Origin of the sequence: Vibrio sp. B4-6, assembly GCF_963888245.1 — a bacterium.
Lineage (GTDB): Bacteria > Pseudomonadota > Gammaproteobacteria > Enterobacterales > Vibrionaceae > Vibrio > Vibrio anguillarum.
Genome location: NZ_CAWPIM010000068.1, coordinates 137,136 through 156,765 on the forward strand (window position 1 = coordinate 137,136; position 19,630 = coordinate 156,765).

Annotated in this window: 15 protein-coding genes and 2 tRNA genes; 3 read left to right on the forward strand and 14 right to left on the reverse strand. The window is 42.9% G+C overall.

What is annotated here, in order from left to right; translation table 11 throughout:
- The first annotated feature begins 41 nt into the window (after positions 1-41).
- Positions 42-1,274: a glycosyl hydrolase family 28-related protein gene (locus tag AACV20_RS16785; RefSeq protein WP_170907669.1), complete on the forward strand. Its 1,233-nt coding sequence runs from the start codon at positions 42-44 to the stop codon at positions 1,272-1,274.
- Between the two features lie 163 nt (positions 1,275-1,437).
- On the opposite strand, the gene AACV20_RS16790 is transcribed toward AACV20_RS16785, so the two are convergent.
- From AACV20_RS16790 to AACV20_RS16855, 14 genes are all read right to left on the reverse strand, one after another.
- A complete protein-coding gene (locus AACV20_RS16790; RefSeq protein WP_017049474.1) occupies positions 1,438-2,229 on the reverse strand; it encodes an RbmA family biofilm matrix protein in 792 nt (263 codons plus the stop codon).
- A 214-nt stretch (positions 2,230-2,443) separates the two neighbouring features.
- The gene (gene vpsK / locus AACV20_RS16795) at positions 2,444-3,196 is read right to left on the reverse strand and encodes an exopolysaccharide biosynthesis glycosyltransferase VpsK (protein ID WP_017045445.1); all 753 of its coding nucleotides are present in this window, start codon (positions 3,194-3,196) and stop codon (positions 2,444-2,446) included.
- Positions 3,186-4,358, reverse strand: a complete 1,173-nt coding sequence (vpsj, locus tag AACV20_RS16800) for an exopolysaccharide biosynthesis protein VpsJ (protein ID WP_017045446.1) — start codon at positions 4,356-4,358, stop codon at positions 3,186-3,188. The genes vpsK and vpsj overlap by 11 nt, the downstream gene beginning before the upstream one ends.
- Positions 4,355-5,431 carry an exopolysaccharide biosynthesis glycosyltransferase VpsI gene (gene vpsI / locus AACV20_RS16805; RefSeq protein ID WP_219884447.1) on the reverse strand — a complete coding sequence of 359 codons (1,077 nt, stop codon included), beginning with the start codon at positions 5,429-5,431 and terminating at the stop codon, positions 4,355-4,357. Before vpsI ends, vpsj begins: the two co-directional genes overlap by 4 nt.
- Positions 5,428-6,768: an exopolysaccharide biosynthesis protein VpsH gene (gene vpsH / locus AACV20_RS16810; protein WP_170907670.1), complete on the reverse strand. Its 1,341-nt coding sequence runs from the start codon at positions 6,766-6,768 to the stop codon at positions 5,428-5,430. The genes vpsI and vpsH overlap by 4 nt, the downstream gene beginning before the upstream one ends.
- On the reverse strand, positions 6,768-7,199 hold the full coding sequence (gene vpsG / locus AACV20_RS16815) for an exopolysaccharide biosynthesis acetyltransferase VpsG (RefSeq protein ID WP_170907671.1): 432 nt from the start codon (positions 7,197-7,199) through the stop codon (positions 6,768-6,770). The genes vpsH and vpsG overlap by 1 nt, the downstream gene beginning before the upstream one ends.
- Before the next feature lie 10 nt (positions 7,200-7,209).
- Positions 7,210-8,430 carry a VpsF family polysaccharide biosynthesis protein gene (gene vpsF / locus AACV20_RS16820; protein ID WP_212752629.1) on the reverse strand — a complete coding sequence of 407 codons (1,221 nt, stop codon included), beginning with the start codon at positions 8,428-8,430 and terminating at the stop codon, positions 7,210-7,212.
- A complete protein-coding gene (gene vpsE / locus AACV20_RS16825; RefSeq protein ID WP_170907672.1) occupies positions 8,427-9,836 on the reverse strand; it encodes an exopolysaccharide biosynthesis flippase VpsE in 1,410 nt (469 codons plus the stop codon). Before vpsE ends, vpsF begins: the two co-directional genes overlap by 4 nt.
- Positions 9,833-10,975, reverse strand: a complete 1,143-nt coding sequence (locus AACV20_RS16830; RefSeq protein ID WP_170907673.1) for a VpsD family glycosyltransferase — start codon at positions 10,973-10,975, stop codon at positions 9,833-9,835. The genes vpsE and AACV20_RS16830 overlap by 4 nt, the downstream gene beginning before the upstream one ends.
- Positions 10,976-11,090: 115 nt before the next feature.
- Positions 11,091-12,332, reverse strand: a complete 1,242-nt coding sequence (gene vpsB / locus AACV20_RS16835; protein ID WP_017047992.1) for a UDP-N-acetyl-D-mannosamine dehydrogenase VpsB — start codon at positions 12,330-12,332, stop codon at positions 11,091-11,093.
- 17 nt (positions 12,333-12,349) lie between these two features.
- Entirely contained in the window at positions 12,350-13,468 is a 1,119-nt protein-coding gene (gene wecB, locus AACV20_RS16840) for a non-hydrolyzing UDP-N-acetylglucosamine 2-epimerase (RefSeq protein ID WP_170907674.1), read from the reverse strand.
- Positions 13,469-13,770: 302 nt separating this feature from the next.
- Complete coding sequence (locus tag AACV20_RS16845; protein WP_017049468.1) at positions 13,771-14,298, reverse strand: low molecular weight protein-tyrosine-phosphatase; 528 nt, start codon at positions 14,296-14,298, stop codon at positions 13,771-13,773.
- Between the two features lie 305 nt (positions 14,299-14,603).
- Positions 14,604-17,714: a vibriobactin export RND transporter permease subunit VexH gene (gene vexH, locus AACV20_RS16850; protein ID WP_017049467.1), complete on the reverse strand. Its 3,111-nt coding sequence runs from the start codon at positions 17,712-17,714 to the stop codon at positions 14,604-14,606.
- Positions 17,714-18,766 carry an efflux RND transporter periplasmic adaptor subunit gene (locus tag AACV20_RS16855; protein WP_096036181.1) on the reverse strand — a complete coding sequence of 351 codons (1,053 nt, stop codon included), beginning with the start codon at positions 18,764-18,766 and terminating at the stop codon, positions 17,714-17,716. Before AACV20_RS16855 ends, vexH begins: the two co-directional genes overlap by 1 nt.
- 483 nt (positions 18,767-19,249) lie before the next feature.
- On the opposite strand from AACV20_RS16855, the gene AACV20_RS16860 reads away from it, so the two are divergent.
- Both AACV20_RS16860 and AACV20_RS16865 read left to right on the forward strand, forming a co-directional pair.
- Positions 19,250-19,334, forward strand: a tRNA-Tyr gene (locus tag AACV20_RS16860).
- 79 nt (positions 19,335-19,413) lie between these two features.
- Positions 19,414-19,498: transfer RNA gene (locus AACV20_RS16865), tRNA-Tyr, on the forward strand.
- Positions 19,499-19,630 lie beyond the last annotated feature (132 nt).

A 19,630-nucleotide genomic window follows, 5' to 3' on the forward strand; every position in this document is an offset into this window, starting at 1 on the left:
ACAGTGAATATCTCTCTGTTTTTTCAAGAAGCGTTTTATAGGTGCTGTTATACTTAAAGCAATTAGATAAAGAGGGTGGCATCTTGCGTTACATATTTATTTCACTTATCTTACTCAGCCTAAGCCCAGCTATTATCGCTGAAGTCGTTTCTCATAATGTAATAGAATATGGTGCCATCGCAAATGATGGAGAGGATGATTCATCCGCATTTCAAAATGCACTGAATCAATTAAATGATAATAATGTACTGATTATTCCCTCTGGCGAATATCAGATTTGTAAAACCCTTTATTTAAAGGAAAAGAATAACATTGAAATTATTGGCTCCATACACAGTAAATTAAAGAAATGTAGTCCATTTAATGGTGAATATTTACTCCATATAACATATACACAAAACTTCAAGCTACAAGGTCTTAGTTTTGAGGGACTTTATAATGGCGATCTACAACCTATGTGGGGAGAACAGGGGGTTTACCTTGGTAGCACCAAAGGATCTTTAGTGGTTCAAAATCAGTTTATCAACTTTGGTGACGCAGCATTGCGTATGACCACAGCAAGCCAGGACTACTCTATACCACCCGGGTCGATGTCAATCAGAGTTAGCCACAATCGCTTTGAACATTGTGCTCAAGTAACCACAACGCAAGCGGCTGTGGGAACAGAAAGGCCAGGCACGCAAGATATTATTATTGACAATAATCAATTTAATGCGTGTAAATTAAAATTATCAGCACGGGCCGATACCAAAAGCGCCAAAGTCATTAATAACCAATTTGAAAATATTAATGGTACTTCAAATGAAGTCAGTTATTATTCTGATGTTTATTATTCAGGAAACACTTTTCATAACATAAATGGATTTGCCATAAATATTTACCCTAACTCTAGAACAGAGCAAAACATTCAATGGGGTAATATTTCAATTATTGGCAATTTTTTTGATACTGCTCAACAAGGAATACGCTTACAAAGCTTTAGTAAAAATAACCCGACCAATCAATCCATTAAAAACATTCAAATTAGCAATAATACATTTGAAAGGATTTACTTTGGTTCTGAAATAGAAAAAAAATATAAATCGATTATCCGAACTAACAGCCAAGATGATTTGGTTTCATTTGAAAATGTCAACATTACTGGAAATCAGTATCAATTAACACCATATAGTAAATTCATCTCAATTGACGATAAAAGCAAGCTTATTAACATTAAAAACAATGAACAACTTTATAATGAAAATTGTCATATACAGGATGTTATTAAAGATTGATAAGTGGCACCACCAGCAAGATGCAACTATTTAATCGAGTTCAAGAGTAAGCGACCACTATGCAATTCAACGTTAAGAATATATTGCTTATACCATTCAAATAATACAATAAAAACCGCCAAAGGCGGTTTTTATACACATAAGGTTAGGTCACTAGATAAAACTATTTTTTTACCACTACCATTGACTGCTCAACTCGCTCACCAGAGACAGTATCTACAACCTGAGCATTAATGGTATATTCACCTTCGGGATAGCTTTTATCGAAATTAATTCCACGCACTTTTGAATAAGTATCACCTGAAGCAATAACCCATTTCTCTCTCGCGTTGACAGGAATAATCAAACCATCAGGACCTACCGCTGTCATCCAGAACTCGACGTTAGCTTCTCCCTCACGGCCATTATTTAAATCAATGGTGAATGGAACAAAACCGCCGGTACTTTCCACACTATTAATACCAAATTGATTTTTGATATCAATAGTCAAACCATTGAGTTCAGGTAGGCTATTTAAATCGACCCCTTTCACAAATTCTTGGTTAGCTTTAAATACTTCTCCATTTTCTGCAACGACTTGAAGAGAAACAGTATATTTACCATCAGCCATATACTCTGGAACCCAGAAACCACGTGTAACATTCAACATGCGACCATCAGTAAGAGCATCAGACTCTTGCTGCGCTGTATCAACTCCAACTACCGCTTTGGCTGGGAAGTAGATACCTTCTGGACCTTTAATAGATAGCCAGTAATTGAACTTCACTGTTTCACAGCTTTCATTATGAATCCCTAGCTGGCTAGAAATGTATCCACCGCTACTTGCCAACTGGTTTTGATTTAATGAAAGGTTTGCTTCAATCACTGGCTGTAACTCACAATCCACTTCCGCATAAGAAGCAGTTGAAAATAACAATGCCAAGCATGAGGCCAGATAATAATGACGTTTGTTCATGATAGATCCTTTAAAGTTAGACAACCATTTGTTTTTACAACTGGCGCTAAGGCTAATTGATAACTATAGAAAATACATCCGCTTTTTATTAAAGGATCAGATTTTATCAAATCTAAGACAATTACATTGACTAAGTATTAATAATAATAAACAAAACTTATTTAACTAATAAGCTCCCTAAAAATAAACTAAGGTTTACTTTAATACAGTCAATTTAATTCTTTCGTTTTATTTTTTCATTAAGTAGTAGCCAAGCATAACGACTATTAGTCACTAAATAACGCTTCCACATTCTTCCAGGTTCTTGTAATACACGATATAACCATTCCAAGCCAGACTTTTGCATCCATAAGGGTGCACGAGAAACATGACCTGCGACAACATCAAATGTTCCCCCTACCCCCATCACAAATAACACGCCCAACTGCTCTTGCCAGCGGTTGATAAAATTTTCCTTTTTCGGCGACGTGATCGCCACAAACAGTAGTTTCGCCCCTGATTGACGGATCTTTTCAACTATCGCGTGCTCATCATCCCAAAAATAGCCATGGTGATAACCCGCAATCACTAATTGTGGATGCTTTGCCTGCATGGCCGCAGCCGTTTTTTCAACAATCTCCGACTTTGCGCCTAGGTAGAACACTGGCATTTGTTCTTGTGCAGCCATCGCATTGAGCTCTAGAAACAAGTCAACACCCGCCACTCGTTCGGGAACTTGGTGACCTAAAAAGCGCGCGCCCCAAACCACACCCATACCATCGATATTGATAATGTCACACTCGGTCACGGACTGAGCCAATTCAGAATCCTTACGCATATTGACTAACTTAGCAACATTGACGACCACATGCTGGGTAAACTCTTGTCGCAAAATGCGATCGCGGATCAGAGCAACAGTTTCACTCATCGAAGCCACATCCATTGGGCTACCAAGAAAATTAATGCGTTTCAATCGGTTATTCCTCATTGGTAATTCTTAAATAAAAACGGAATGAAAAGTACATCCACGCCTGTGTCCAGCGCGCGTAGTGAATTCGATTAACCAAACGTTTGTTACGTTGATAAACAAACTGATCCCGCTCGGGCATGTACAGCGTTTGAATAGCACGCTGAATGACGCGTTTAACCAAAACAACATCACTCTCCTCACCTCCAACACTGAGTAAGGTAATAATTGCCTGTGATACTGAGTGCGGATCCAGTGGATAAGGATTGTTGTGGTAATATTTCGCTGTTCCATCGGCTTCAAATAGATGCTGCTTGTAAAAATAAAAACCGCGTGCAATCACCTCATCAAATTCCTTTGTCGCTAAAGTAGTTCGTATGAGATGTAGCGCTTCTAAGTTGTAGCCCGTATGAAATCCGTCAATAAATCCGTGGTGATGACGAGTACCATAAGCCCAACTGCCATCGTCTGCCTGAGCCTGAGCACTGTTACGCGCAATGCGTAATGCCAACTCAGTGTAGTCTGGGCGAGACGTTTCTCGACCGACCACGGCCAGCCAAGCTGCCGCCCACAAACTGGCGTTGTGCACAAACGCCGTTTCCCCGGGGATATACGCAAAAAACTCCCCGCTCTCATTTTGAGTCAATAAATGGCCAGCAATAAAATCACCACTGCGCAGCGCCAACTCGACCCAGTCAGCTCGCCCCGTCAGTTGCCCCAATTGGTGTAAGGCACGGCTGACATAGACTGTCGTGATCACATTTGGCTTCCCCTTAGGAACAAAGAATGCACGCGCTTTCCAATCAAAATGATACCCCCAACAGGCACCATGCCAGATTTGCTCATCACAACGCTGAGCCACTAGCCACAGCGCAAGTTGCTCCGCTTCTGTGAGCAAAGCGGGATCTTTTGTCACTTGATACTCTTCGATTAATCCGAGAATAAACAGAGCCACGCCTTTAGGGTTTCGCGCTTTGGGCACACCTAGCCATGGCCGAAGATTAAGGGGAGAGCGTTTGAACAACTGGATCCATGCTAAGCCAAAAGTCGAGTCTTTGCTTATCGGCAAGCGCTTGAACCAGCTTGAATTGAGTCCATCAAAAGGGTCATATCCAGCGAATTGTTCTGTACGAGCTTTATTCAATAAACATTGGCTAATGTCAGCTACAGTCGTCGATTTCATGATTTTAATAGCTCATCGTAGAGTGTTTGTAGACGCGGGATCACCGCCTGCAAAGAGAAGTTTTCGGCAAACTTTTGTTTAGCGGCCGTAGCAATACGTCGATTTTCCGCACGTTGCTCAATCAAATCTCCTAGTGCTTGCGCTAAAGCGACCACATCGCCAGCCTCAATTAAACGCCCTTCTTCACCATTACTAATTGCATCAGGAATCCCGCCCGCTCGGCTTGCTACCACAGGAATGCCTGCCGACATGGCTTCTATCACTCCCATTGGAAAGCCTTCGTTATAGCTGGGTAAGCAATAAATATCCGTTTGAGTCAATAAGTTGGTCTTCGCCTCACCAGCAATCCAGCCTAAACAGTACACAGAGTCAGCGAGCCCCATTTTATTAGCCATAGCTTGATAAATTTCAATATCGCCATCGCCAGCGAGATAAAGCTGCGCCTCAGGACAACGCTGTTTGACTAACGCAAAAGCTTGAATCAGGTCACCCACACCTTTGCGCGTGCCTAAACGACCAAGGAAGGCAATACGACCTGGTTGAGCAAGATGGCGATCTAAAGCCAAACTGGGTACAGCGTTATACAGCACAGAAACACCTTGTGTTCGTCCTATCACCTCTTGTAGCCATGTCAGCCATTGAGTGGATAGTACCAGTACATGATCAGCTAGAGCAAAAGTACGTCGAATGTGAGTTTGCTGATCCACATTGCACTCATCTCGATAGAAATCACGAAACTCAGCACCATGCAAATGCAAAATAACCTTACCTTTCAAAATATTAACCAGGCGCACAATCACAGATTTACGTCGATAGCTACCTCGTGATGACATGTGAATGTGCACAAGGCCAACTCGGTAACGTACAAAGCAGTACAACAATTGGCAGAGAGCCAGCATAAAGCGTAATGTCATTCGCCATTTCTGTCCGTGGTCTAAACTTGAGTGTGAAGCAATCAACTTGATTTGGTTTTCCTCTAAAAAACCGCAATCAGCGTACGTTGAAACCACAGTTGCCACGCCACCTTGACCTTTCAGGTCAGTGGCGACCATTAGATTAATCGCTTTTCTCACAACACATCCTTGATAGTACAGATAGCTTGTCGAATCTTACCATTCCCGGTACGCTCAAGCGCTGCCACCATTTCTATGGTGACAATTAACGAGCTTCCTAAGCGAGCTTGAGTATTACCGATTAACTTTTGTTGCTGCTCTTCATTAAATTGCTCAGCATCCGCCACCACTTTCACCACAATCTGTCCACGTTCACTCTGAACAAATTGGCATGCTATAATCCCAGTGACACCTTTAGGTATATGGTTCAGGATATGCACTTTTTGACCATCTTCGCCGACGAGATAATCACCAACACGTCCCTTAATATGTTCAATTATTGGGTAGAATCTCCCACATGGGCACTGCTTCTCGTCAGACAATACGACATGGTCACCAGTTTTGTACCTGACTAGAGGAAAGTAGCTATTATTGAAATTAGTGCCAACAATTTCATGAGTACCATTTCCCGCATCTAAAAATTCAACATGTGAGTAATCGGTGAGAACGTGATAACGACCATGCTCACAATTAGCAATTGCAGCAACCCTTTCAAATAGGCCATACCAATCAAACACTTTACATTTAAATCGTTCCTCAATGACTTTACGGTCATCATCAGACAAAGATTCTGAGGAAGTAATCACTGATTTAATATCAGAAGGATAATATTCGTTCTTAGACTCTAAATATTTAGCCAGAGCAATAATCGACGATGGATAAGCTTGAATCACTTCAACTCCAAAATCGACCATAGCTTGCAGATAACTAGGTATCGTTTGCGATGTAAGATGGAAAGATGAAAGCACTATCATCTGTTCAAACCAGGAGTAGCGCCAAAACGACCCTTGTTTTTGACTCAATGGCACCACCATATCGCCCCTGATCCACGCTCGTTTATCACCTTTACGATACCCCGCCCAAGCCAACTGTCTTTCGACAAAGGCTTGCTCACGAATAACTGAATTCATGTCTTGCAAAATAGTCAGAGGCGTGCCGGTTGTACCACTTGTAGCCCCTTTCACTACCACAGAAGGTTTGTTCTGCGAGATAAACTGCTCGTGGTCATGACGCAATACCGCTTTATCCAGATATGGAAAAGCCTCAAGCTCAAGATTGAGTAAGTCTAAATTCTGATAAAACGGCACATGATTACGAGCATTAGCTAAGGTGTTTTGAAGCTTATCTTGTTGGTAATCGCCTAAATGGGTGCGCGAAAACTCATTAGCCTGAATCTCTTTTAGAACGGCGCGCATCTCGCCGTTTTCTCTGACCATCTTACGTGAAAGCGCCCGCACAGAAAGCATTACATTTTGCAGCCAGATTGGTGCTTTAACATAAAGTGAACTTGTAAACATCAGTAAAAGTCCTTGGGATTAATATTTGTTTTGATCACTTTGGCGGGCATTCCGACCACAACGCTGTAAGGGGGGACATCTTCAAGTACCACAGCATTCGCACCAATCACGGCTCCATCACCGACTCGAACATCACCCAGTACTTTTGCCCCAGTGGCGATATAGACGTAATTACCGATCACTGGAACATTATGTGAACGAGAACGGCCACCAATAGTTACATTGCTGCCAATCACACACTCTTTGCCGATTACACAGCGCTTATGAATTACAACCGCAATTCCTCCATAGCCAAAGACAGTCCCCTTACCAATTTCAGACTGACTATAGACCGCACAGTTATGAACCAAACGAATCAAACTATTACAAACCTGAGGCAATAGCGGTATGCGGCGCTTATGGAAGAAATGGCCAACACAATACAACCACATTTCTTATCTCCTAATAACTCTTGTTCGCCAACGAGCGATCAGATGAACGATAACAACAGACTAAAGCCACAACTAATAACATTAGTGCGGGGGTCTTCACCGTTAGTGCATTGTTAGTCAGTGATATCAACATAAAACTGAGTAAAGCAACTTGAGCAGGAAATTCTTGTCGGTAAATCAAGCGCACTGGAACAGTGTAAGTTGCCAGTAATAAACCGATCCCCCCCAGTAAGCCAAAGTTTAGAACCCATCCAATCAAATAGTTTTCCACGACATTGATCCCGATATAAAAGGCGATATCACTAAGTAATCCATGAGATGCGCCAAATACCCACTCCGAAGGTGAAAGCTGTTCAAGCAAAATAAAAACATCGAATCGAGCTTCGGCACTTTTGTCGATGTACAACTTAGACAGTATTCGCTCGCCTATAGGAGTTAACACTAAGGTCAAAATAACGGCAATCACAGAGAAATAGACCAAGGCCTGCAGATAAGCGAATTTCAACTTGTGGTAACGAACGCCTTGGCCTAAAAAGTCACGTAATTTGGGCAACAGCATCAGAAAATTTCCCAATAGGAAAATCCCCAACGCAGCTCGCCCTCCAAAAGCAAACAGGGCTAGCACGATAACAGAGACATACAAAGCCGCCGGAATTCGTGTATAACGCATCACAATCGGCGTTAATGATGCCGTAATGAGAGCATTGTTCAGTGGATGAGCCAAAAATGCGGTCGAACGGAAAGTTGAAAAACTTCCAATCTCTACAGCCACAATACTCTGCACCAAAATAAGCTCAATAATAGCAATACAAGCATTAAGAAATAGAAGATAGCCGAGTAGAGCCAGTAATCGATTTTTAGCTGTATCGGATAACCCGTATACAACAGGAACCACAACCAAAGGGATAAAAATCGTATCAATAAGATAAGCGAGTCCCGACGTACCGAATCGCATAAAGCCGTATAAAATAACGGCCAGCATCGATACCATGGCCAGCCACCATGCTTTTTTAAGCTCATTCAAAGGCTTAATAAGATTAAAAAGCCCTACCCGTAATATCAACAGAGCAAAAATTCCCATAGTCAAATAGGAATAGACATGAATTTTGAGTATGGGGCTCCCGCCTTCTGAAACGTACTGAATGCCCATATTTTCGAGTAAAAAAGCCCCCAGCAGAAATGCACTGAGGACAATCAGAATCATCCATCGAATGAGATTACGTTCGCTCAATTGGGCCTCCAGATTGAGAATAAACGTTGACGTGCATTAAAAGCATTCGTGCACCACAAACAGATGCCATAAAACAACAATGATGAGGTGACATAAAAGGCTAGAGCGAATAATGAATGGATCGCCAGTGGCCACTGTTTCACTGCGTATAAGTAGCCGCCCATCAGAAGTGCCGAAATGATCACTTTGATGCTATCAATGCCAATAGCGTAACGATACCCCGATCGCCATGAGCTGATAAAAGAGAGTATTGCGACTAAGCCACTCACTATAAGCAAGGTGATAGCCGCGCCAAACATGCCAAATTGATTGAGCATAAAAGGTAGTAGGAAAATGCTCGCTACTAAGCCCGAGAGAGAAACCCATAGCAGCTTGCGAGTCTGTGATAGAAACTGCAAACCATGATCAAGGTAATGACATTTAAAATTAATCAGATAAACAGCGATCGCTAACACCCAGAATAGTTCGGTAGAACTACTGAGATATTGCTCACCCAAAAAGAGCCTAATGATCTCTTCTTGTAATATGCCAAGTCCAAGTAGAGCCGGAAAAGTAAGGGTAACCAATAAATGCAGATAGGTTTTATGCTGACTCACAAGGGTGATTTTATCTTCCGCATGCTTGGCCAAATTAGGATAGAGAGGCATAGCAATTACCATGAAAACTAAGCCCAGCACTCCCATCAATAAGTTGGCTTGCGCAGCATAGATACCCGTTTCGTTCATCCCAACGAAATGGGCGATAAATAAACGATCGACTCTTCCCCCTAATACGCCAATTCCTCCCGCTAACATGATCGGAATACCGTAAGTAAGCAGACGCTTTAACGTAGCAATATGCCATTCAGGCCGTCTAGGAAAACCCAGACCTAAAGCTCCAATGCCAAAGCTCAAGGTTAAAGCAAACAACGCAGACTCAATAGTAGCCGCCCAAGAGAGCGAAAGGATGGAGAGCACTACCGCAGAAATTGACTGCAATACGGTCGCTTGACGATAAGCGCTCAATCGCTCATTTAAGCGACTCAATTCTAACTGGTATTGAAATATCGATTTAACCGACAGTAAAGCACCCAGTATCAATAATCGTTCCCAATTCAATTGCTGATAAATGAATAAAGTTGCGGCGATAACAATAAAGCCAAGCAAAGATCCGATAATAACCAGCAGTGAAATGGTTTGAACGAGTTGGACTTGCTCCCGATCCGAATACCCGGGGTAGAGACGTAACATCGACGTGTTGAGCCACTGAGTACTAAAAGCACGCACGAGTTCGAGAACCACCATAGCCACCGCTAACACACCATAATTTTCTGGTGTAAGGAAACGGGTTTGTACGGCGATTAGCATAAAAACGCTCAAAGCAGCAAAAACCTGCACAGGGGCATATCTGAGTAGGCTAGCAATCAACTCAGCACCTCTCGATAAAGATTCTGGTAATGTTCAATCACATTTTCTGCTGTAAACTGATCGCGTAAATAAGCTTGAATCGCTTGAGTATCGGCCATTTTGATCTCATTCATTCGCTTTGCAATCTCCGCTTCCTCGCCATCTCGCATGAAAACCACCCCCAACTTAGCAAACGTTGCTTGTCGCTCACCTAAAATCCCTACAGGAGTTGTAACCAACGGTAATCCTGCTGCCAACATTTCTAGCGGCGCTAAACCAAATGTTTCTTGAGCGGAAGTAAATATGCCTACATCAGCAAGCTGATATTGTTGGACAATTTCTTTTTGATTAAGCTTGCCAAGAAAATGCACATTTTGTTCAAGTCCATAATCTTGGACTAACTGTTGCAACTCCATGGAATACACGTGATCCACCTTGGGACCAATGATACATAAAGTGGCCAATTGACCGAGTTTTTTCAGCTCTCGTAATAATGAAATTGCTAATTCAATCCTTTTATGACGAGAAATAAGCGCACAAGTTACGAAGTGAATCGAAGATCCGGAAAAGGTATGAGAAGGCTGAATAAAGTATTCCTGATTCACCGGATTACCTATCACCCGAATCGGCTTGGCCGTTTCGGGTTTCAGTGCCTGATGTAAAACTTCACCGACACACGTATAGGCATCCACAGAAAAGTCGCTCGCCCAAGGAATTATTTGCTCATAAACAAAATCATTGAGTTTTGAAACAGGCTTACGCCCAATTTTTCGGTAGGAATGTAACGTCAAAACATTACGGGTTTTATACCCAATTCCAATCATCCAGCTATTTAAATGAGCATGAACAAGGTCCGGCTGAAAATACCTCAACTGCTCTTGGATACGTAACCAGGTAGATAATAGACTGGGCAGAGGTAGTCCAAATCGCTTTTCACGCAGCTGGCAAACCACAACTTCCACATTCTTTGATAGCTGGATAATCTCGCCTGAAGAAGAGTGATTATTGAGCGGATCAAACGCTAAAACCCGATAATGATATGGGCGCTCTTGATCAGCAAGTTGACGTACCAACATTTGACATACTGAATCCACGCCACCTATATTTTCTTCTCCCCAGTTCAGGGTTGAAATAGGCATGATCAGTAACACTTTTTTCATCAGTTCGATTCCATCTTCATCAATGAACAAAACGTTTAACCCCGACCACTTTTCTCTAGTAGTCAGAGTTGTGTAAACATTAGTCTTTATTTTTTGAGCGCAAGATTAGGTGAACTCAAGCAACCACACCACGAGTATCAATCACGACTTTCTTAGCAAACGCCGTTTTATCTGCTTCTTTAAAATCTCGGTGATCAACCAGCACCACGACGATATTGGCTAACTCTAAAGCACGCTCTAGCGAGACTAGTTCAACATCATGTTCTGTTAACTTACCCGGTAATTGGTGGATATTTGGCTCTACCGCTAGAATTTGTCCAATATTGTCTTGTGCTAAATGCAAAGTGATGTCTAAAGCTGGGCTTTCACGTAAATCATCAATATCGGCTTTAAAGGCCAAACCTAAGCAGGCAATGACTGGTTTTTTGAACTGATCTGCGGCTTGTTTTACCTGATCAACGACCCAGTGTGGTTTACCATCATTAACATGACGAGCAGCAGCAATCAGTTTTGCTTCTTCTGGGCAGCTGTTAACAATAAACCAAGGGTCAACTGCAATACAGTGCCCGCCAACACCTGGTCCTGGGTTTAATATGTTGACCCGAGGGTGGCGGTTGGCCAATTTAATTAATTCCCAAACATTGATTTTTAATTTCTCACAAATAAGGGAAAGTTCGTTCGCGAATGCAATATTGACGTCGCGAAAGGAGTTTTCTGTTAATTTCGCCATCTCCGCCGTACGAGAGTTGCTGATGATGCATTCGCCTTTAACAAAGGTTTTATACAGAGCCATCGCTTTCTCGCTACAAGATTTACTCATGCCACCAATCACTCGATCATTACTGACTAATTCTTGTAGTACATAACCCGGTAAAACTCGCTCTGGGCAATGCGCTACCTTAATGTCAGCCGTGTCACCTTTATGCTGTGGGAAAGTTAAATCAGGACGAGCCTCTGCTAGCCATGCGGAAAGCTTTTCTGTCGCACCGACAGGGGAAGTACTTTCCAATACCACCAAGTTGCCTTTTTCCAGAACTGGTGCAATCGCTTTGGCCGCGGCTTCTATATAGCTAAGATCAGGCTCGTGATTATCACCTTTAAATGGTGTGGGTACCGCCACTAAGAAAGCATCAGCTGGTTCAGCTGTCACGGTTGCTTTTAGTTTGCCAGTCATCACTGCACTTCGAACTACGATATCTAAATCCGGTTCGACAATGTGAATTTCACCTTTGTTGATTGTATCGACAGCGTGTTGATTGACATCTACGCCAATCACTTCAATACCACGCGAAGCAATAACGGCAGCCGTTGGCAGGCCGATATACCCTAAACCAATCACAGAAACTTTATTAAACATCTTATTTTCCTTAAATCTTATCTTGCTAGAATGTCGGCGATACGTTGACAGGCTTTGCCATCACCGTATGGATTGTGTGCTTGACTCATGAGTTGGTAAGCGCGCTCATCACTAAGCAACCGGTCTAACTCTTCACAAATCAGTTGTGTGTTAGTCCCAACCAGTTTGACCGTACCCGCGCTTACCGCTTCAGGTCGTTCGGTGGTGTCTCTCATCACTAATACAGGCTTCCCTAGCGACGGTGCCTCTTCTTGAATACCACCGGAATCGGTTAAAATGATGTGTGCTCTGTCCATCAAATAGACAAAGGGCAAATACTGTTGTGGATCCACTAAGAAAATGTTTTCAATGCCTTTTAAAAGACGATTGACGGGCTCTTGAACATTCGGATTAAGATGTACCGGATAAAGAATTTGACAGTCAGGGTGACGCTTTGCTGTGATGGATAAGGCTTCACAAATACGCTCAAATCCATCACCAAAACTTTCACGGCGATGGCCTGTAACAAGAATGAGCTTTTTATTGCTATCAAGCATCGGAAACTGATGAGCTAACTTAGCGTTGAGATCTTTTTCGTTGTGGATCTTGTTACGGATCATAAGCAAAGCATCAATGACAGTATTCCCCGTAATATGGATGTTCTCGAGGCAATAGTTCTCATCCAATAAATTTTGTTGAGATGTTGCCGTTGGTGCGAAATGGTAGTGAGTCAATGCACCCGTAAGCTTGCGGTTCGCTTCTTCAGGCCAAGGAGAATAGATATTGCCGGTGCGTAAACCAGCCTCAACGTGACCGACTGCAATTTGCTGATAATAACAAGCAAGTGAAGTCGCAAACGTTGTAGCGGTATCGCCATGAACTAAGACGATGTTTGGTTGAAAGTCTTTTAGAACCGTTTCCATACCGTTCAAGATTTTAGTCGTTACTGTCGTCAGTGTTTGCCCTGGTTCCATGATATTAAGATCAAAATCAGGCACCACTTCAAACAACTCTAAAACCTGGTCAAGCATTTCCCTGTGCTGGCCAGTGACGCATACTTTTGTGTCGAAGCGGTTATCTTGTTTAAGCTGATGAACTAGAGGTGCCATTTTAATTGCTTCAGGTCGTGTACCAAACGCAATGAGTATTTTTTTCACTTTATTTATTTCCTTGGGCTAAACTAAACGACTATTAAGAACAAACTGTTCAACGCTATTTCTTCAAAAAAAAGTAGATAAAAATGGTGAATAGCAACGGTTAAATACGCTACCGCCACTAGATGTCGCCTCTAGAATGCGCATTTTCTTCACATTTTTTTGCTTTATGTATATAAGAGAAAACTTATTAACCACCCACATTTAATCACCTACCTACAAACTATGAGTAGAAATTAATTGCCAAACTGTTGCTTTGTTTTTTGGGGTGGGTAATCAAAAAGTCATATAAAACTTTCTATGTGTTACACACAAAGTTTCATTGCACTTTCCTTTAATTGATATTGTTTAGATATATGTTCGATGATCCCTTGGGCCCCGCTCTCTATCAGTTCCAAAACCCGTTCAAACATATGAATATTTCCTTTGTAAGGATCAGGGACTTCCGTGACACCGATGTGACTATGCGATAGAAACAGTGAAAGTTTCTCTTTATGTTTAGCAGGACAAATGTCAATCAGATCCGCTAAGTTGGCTTTATCTAAGGCAAAAATAAGATCAAATTTTTCGAAATCCTCAGAACAAACCTGCCTTGCTCTTAAATTTGACATTGAATAGCCACGCTGCTCAGCGACAGATATTGCTTTGGGATCTGGTTTTCGGCCCACTTGATAATTCACAGTACCAGCGCTTTCAACAAATAAATTAATTCCATGTTGTTGCGCTTTTTGGCTCAAAACAGCTTCAGAAAGCGGTGAACGGCATATATTTCCCATGCATACGATGAGGATAGAGAGTTTTTTATTTTCCATGGTCATTACTGATGCATTCACTTCATTTTGTCTCTGTATTAAAGAGGTGGATAGAGTATCGCAAGGCGCATTGCAATGGGTGTCTCAAAATTGAGTCTATCTATAATTAATACCTAAGATTTAAATAGGAAAAATGAACTGGCTATTTTGATGGATTATCGAAAATGGCATTAACCATTTGATATCTCGCTTGTATATTCAAATAACTTGATGTGATAAGCCGGCCGCATGTGATTTCATCTAATGGGCATAGATAACGGTGAATGGAATAGGTGTGAACGGTGAACAAAAAAGAGCCTGCAGGGCGCAGGCTCTTGATACGTTAATCAGTGAACACTTCTGGTTTTAACATCATGCAGCAGTTCTTGGTTAAGTTCAGCTTCAACATGACCTGGAGAGCGTGTTGATGCCGAGACCAAACGATACATAGCAGGGATAACAAACAGAGTGACTAAAGTGGCAAAACCCATACCGAAAAAAATCACTGTACCCACCGCAACTCGGCTTTCATAGCCTGCTCCTGTCGAGATAATTAATGGGATTGAACCTGCTAAAGTAGTAAATGCGGTCATCATGATTGGCCGCAAGCGCCTTGCTGAAGCATCAATAATTGCTTTTTCAAACTCAACCCCTCGGTCACGCAGCTGGTTGGCAAATTCAACGATCAAAATGCCATTTTTGGTCACCATACCGATCAGCATAATCATCCCAATTTGGCTATAGATGTTGATACCTTGTCCCATAATTGATAGACCAAGAAAGCCGCCAAACACACCCATCGGCACCGTCAACATCACCACTAACGGGTTGATAAAACTTTCAAATTGGGCGGCTAGTACCAAATAAGCGACAAGCAGCGCTAACGCAAAGACAATAGCTACGCTCGATTGGTTTTCTTTAAAATCTTTTGACTCACCTGAGTAACTAATGGAAATATCACTAGGTAGCGTTTCAATGGCTTTCTGATCCAGAAAATCAAGCGCTTCGCCCAACGTGTAACCAGCCGATAAATTTGCAGTAACCGTTATCGCCTTTTGCTTATTGTAATGAGACAAGCGGATTGATGATGCCACTTCTTCCACTTTCGCAAGTGCATCCAGTGTAACAAGCTCACCGGATGCGGTTCTCATGTAGATCTGGCTTAAATCGGAGGCGTTATTAAAGCTATTTTCGTCCCCACGGAGATAAACATCATACTCTTCGCCACGCTCAACAAAGCTGGTTTCACTCTTCCCGCCGAGCATCACTTCTAACGTATCTGAAATATCCGCGACACTGATCCCCAATTCCGCGGCACGCTGCCTATCAATCGTCACCACCAGTTCAGGTGTCTTTTCGGAATAATTGGTGTCAGCACCTTCCATAAAGGGGGAATTTTCAGCTTCCGTTTTTAACAATTCAGCCCATTTTTTGAGTTCAGGATAGTCTGACCCACCTAACACAAACTGAACAGGCTCGTTAGAGCCACCACGAAAGCCGGGCATAAAGGGCATAACTCGTACATCGGGAATTCCCGTTAGCGCTTTTTTTACCTGCCCTAATGCTTGTTGAGCGGTGATGCTTCGTTCGTTCCAGTCATCCAAAATCATGATAACAAAACCCGTCTGATCACCCGCTTGCCCACCGAACGCGGGCGATTGAATACTAAAAGACTTGAGAAAACCTTTGCCAACCAAGGGCATTAACCGCTGCTCAACAAGATCCATATTGGCCGACATCCGGTTATAACTGGTCGCATCCGCTCCGCGCACAAAGGCAAAAATAACGCCGCGATCTTCTGAAGGCGTAAGCTGAGAAGGCACTTTCTGCATCAGAAAATAACTGCCACCAACGCATGCAAGGATGACGAGCGGTGCAGCCCATTTCCAACTGATAGCAAAACGTAAAGAGGATTTGTAACCCGCTTCTAAACGGCCAAAAACACGATCAACAAAACGATTAAAACGGTTTGGTTTGACATTGACCTTTAAAATCTTACTACCGAGAACGGGTGTTAAAGTTAACGCTATTAGCGATGAAAAGAGAACCGACATGGCCAAAAGTACAGAGAACTCGGTGAACAACAGGCCGACCATACCGTCCATAAAAGAGATCGGTAAAAAGACCATCACTAATACCAATGTGGTGGCAATCACGGCAAAGCCGACTTCGCGCGTCCCTTTATAAGCCGCCAGCAGTGGCTTCTCTCCCTGTTCTATGTGATGAAATATATTTTCCACCACCACAATCGCGTCATCAACAACCAAACCGATGGAAAGAATCAGCGCCATCAAGGTGATAAGGTTAATGGAGAATCCGAAATAGTAAGCGGCAATAAAAGAAGAGATCAATGATACTGGCACAGTAACGGCTGGGATTAGCGTTGCCCGAACTTGGCCGATAAAAATGTACAGTACCAAAATCACTAAACCACCCGTGATAAACAGTGTGCTATACACTTCCGAAATTGAGCGATCAATAAAGACGGTCGAGTCGTAGTCAATGGCCAAGCGCGTTCCTTTGGGTAGAAACTGCTGAATATTATCGACTTCTTGATGGACACGCTGCGCCACATCCAAGGGGTTAGCATCTGACTGTGGCACAATGCCCATGCTCACATTAACCACACCGTCGCTTTTGAAGGTTGAGTTTTCGTTCTCAGCGCCGATGAAGACATCCGCGACATCTTTTAAGTAAATCGGCGAATTGTCACTTGCGCGCTTAACCACCAGATAGTCAAAATCTTGAGCCGTTTTGTACGCTCGGTCGGTACGCACCGACATTACTGTCGAATCGTTACGCACTTCCCCGCCCGGGCTTTCAATATTTTCACTGCGCAATGCACTTGATATATCAGAAGTCGTGACACCACGCCCAGCCATCAGATTCGGCTTGAGCTTGACATACATCACCTTATAAAGACCACCAGACACATCCACAGAACTGACGCCAGAGATTAAACTAAAACGGTCAATCAAAGCTCGTTCGATATAATCGGTCAGTTGGGTTCGATCCATCTCTGAAGAACTGAGATTAATGTACAAAGAAGCTTCACCAGAACCATTATTTTTGAATACGGTTGGATCATCTGCTTCATCCGGTAATGAGCGCTGCGCTCTCGCAACGGCGTCGCGGATATCGCTCACACCAGTATTGAGATCGTAACCCAATTCAAATGTAACGGTAATCCGTGACATGCCATTGCGCGTGGTGGATTCAATTTCATCAATCCCGCTAATGCCTGCCAGTTGATCTTCCAACACAGAAGTGATTTGGCTTTCAATGATGGTAGCTGAAGCCCCTGCATAGCGAGTACTGATTGAAACCACCGGGCTTTCAATATCGGGCATTTCCCGGACCGAAAGCTTAGAAAATGACACTAGACCAAAAACGCACAACAGTAAGCTTAATACCACCGCCGCCACAGGGCGCTTCACTGAAACATCGGATAACCACATTATTTGTCATCCTTTTGTATCGGTGAGCCATCCACATTGACTTCAGTAACGACAATGCCGTTTCTCATATTCACGATACCTTGCACCACAATCTTATCGCCAATGGCTAAACCTTTATCAATCACCACTTGATTGTCGATCCGCGCGCCAAGCCAAACTTCCGTGCGTATTACTTTATTATTGCTATCAATCACATAGACATAGCGTTTAGTGCCTGAATATTCGAGTGCTTGAACAGGGATAATGGGCGCTTCAATCGCTGGGAAATTCAACTTAGTAGAAAGCAACATTCCGGGTTTTAGCTTGCCATCTTGGTTATAGAAATGAATACGGACACGCAAATTCAAGGTTTCACGGTTAATGCGTGAATCAATACCCACAACTTTGCCGGTAAACTCGTTTTTTGCCCAAGCATTACTCTTCGCCGTCACCGTCATACCTTTACTGATTAACGAAAGGTAACGCTCTGGCACTTGGATATCGAGTTGCATCACCGATAGGTCATCTAAAGTCAGCAATTCCGTCCCTGCACTGACCATTTTGCCCAAACTAAAATCAATAAAACCAACGGTGCCATTAAATGGCGCGCTAATGTGCAGATCGTTTAAATTTGCGTTTGCTGCATCTAAACGTGCTTGAGCAATATCAACACTCGCTTTTTGCGCATCGATTTCCGTTTGGGTAATGGCGTTCCGTTTGACCAAACGTTCAAACTCTTTCAACTTACGCTGTTCATCGTTCAAATAGGCTTGAGCCTCTGAAAGTGCGGCTTTGGCTTTATCATCATTAAGCTGAATTAAGAGCTGACCTTTCTTGACCTCTTGATTGGCTTTAATCGCAATATGGCTGACCTTTCCCGAAACTTCAGATGAGATCTCCACTGCTCGTTCAGCTTCTAATTTACCAATCAGTGAAAGAGACTGAGACACTTGATGAGTTGCCACACGCTCTGCGACCACCGCAACGGCCTGTGGTGCTTGCGCAGCGAACGCACTTAACGGTGTGGTAAGTAAGGTAACCATCATTAACGAAAGAATAGACGTGTTTTTCATAGTTTTTATTCAACAATAAATAGACTGATTGAATTGTAACTGCTTATACGACGCTCGAACGTCAAGGAGTGTAAATCTTATTAAATATCTGTAACGTGCGTCATAACTTAGCCTCCTACGGCTGCTTTTTAGGCGTCACACACAGGCTATACCCAAACAACTTGAAGTTGCAGGTAGGCGGCAAGTAAGTTCATCCCCATGAGCATAGATAAACTATGTGATTGGGGTGAGCGAACGTAGCCAACACCGCTGCAGCTTCAAGTGGGAAGGGTATAAATAGAGCAAAACTATCTATTCCTCCCCCCTTTGCCCAAAAAGGCAGCATTCAATTCAAAATCATAAGAAAAAGGCTTTACAGAGAGAGCGAGTTTGCTATCATGCGCTCCGCACTTGAGCAATGCGTTGGGAAAACGTTGTTTAAGCATACTGTGAGCCAATAGTGTCCTTATAAGCACTATAAATCACATTGTATGAAAACCCTCTGGAGGGGTTCCCGAGTGGCCAAAGGGAGCAGACTGTAAATCTGCCGGCTCCGCCTTCGATGGTTCGAATCCGTCCCCCTCCACCATATTCTCTCGCAAGAGAAACCTTGATTGATACGTTGGGAAAACATCATTCAAGCCTATTTTTAGAATAGGAAAATACCCGGAGGGGTTCCCGAGTGGCCAAAGGGAGCAGACTGTAAATCTGCCGGCTCCGCCTTCGATGGTTCGAATCCGTCCCCCTCCACCATATTCTCTCGTAAGAGAAACCTTGATTGATACGTTGGGAAAACATCATTCAAGCCTATTTTTAGAATAGGAAAACACCCGGAGGGGTTCCCGAGTGGCCAAAGGGAGCAGACTGTAAATCTGCCGGCTCCGC

Bases quoted from the DNA above. Each gene is read 5' to 3' on its own strand.
- AACV20_RS16790 (WP_017049474.1), bottom strand. From the start codon at position 2,229: ATGAACAAACGTCATTATTATCTGGCCTCATGCTTGGCATTGTTATTT.
- vpsK (WP_017045445.1), bottom strand. From the start codon at position 3,196: ATGAGGAATAACCGATTGAAACGCATTAATTTTCTTGGTAGCCCAATG.
- vpsj (WP_017045446.1), bottom strand. From the start codon at position 4,358: ATGAAATCGACGACTGTAGCTGACATTAGCCAATGTTTATTGAATAAA.
- vpsH (WP_170907670.1), bottom strand. From the start codon at position 6,768: ATGTTTACAAGTTCACTTTATGTTAAAGCACCAATCTGGCTGCAAAAT.
- vpsG (WP_170907671.1), bottom strand. From the start codon at position 7,199: ATGTGGTTGTATTGTGTTGGCCATTTCTTCCATAAGCGCCGCATACCG.
- AACV20_RS16830 (WP_170907673.1), bottom strand. From the start codon at position 10,975: ATGAAAAAAGTGTTACTGATCATGCCTATTTCAACCCTGAACTGGGGA.
- vpsB (WP_017047992.1), bottom strand. From the start codon at position 12,332: ATGTTTAATAAAGTTTCTGTGATTGGTTTAGGGTATATCGGCCTGCCA.
- vexH (WP_017049467.1), bottom strand. From the start codon at position 17,714: ATGTGGTTATCCGATGTTTCAGTGAAGCGCCCTGTGGCGGCGGTGGTA.
- AACV20_RS16855 (WP_096036181.1), bottom strand. From the start codon at position 18,766: ATGAAAAACACGTCTATTCTTTCGTTAATGATGGTTACCTTACTTACC.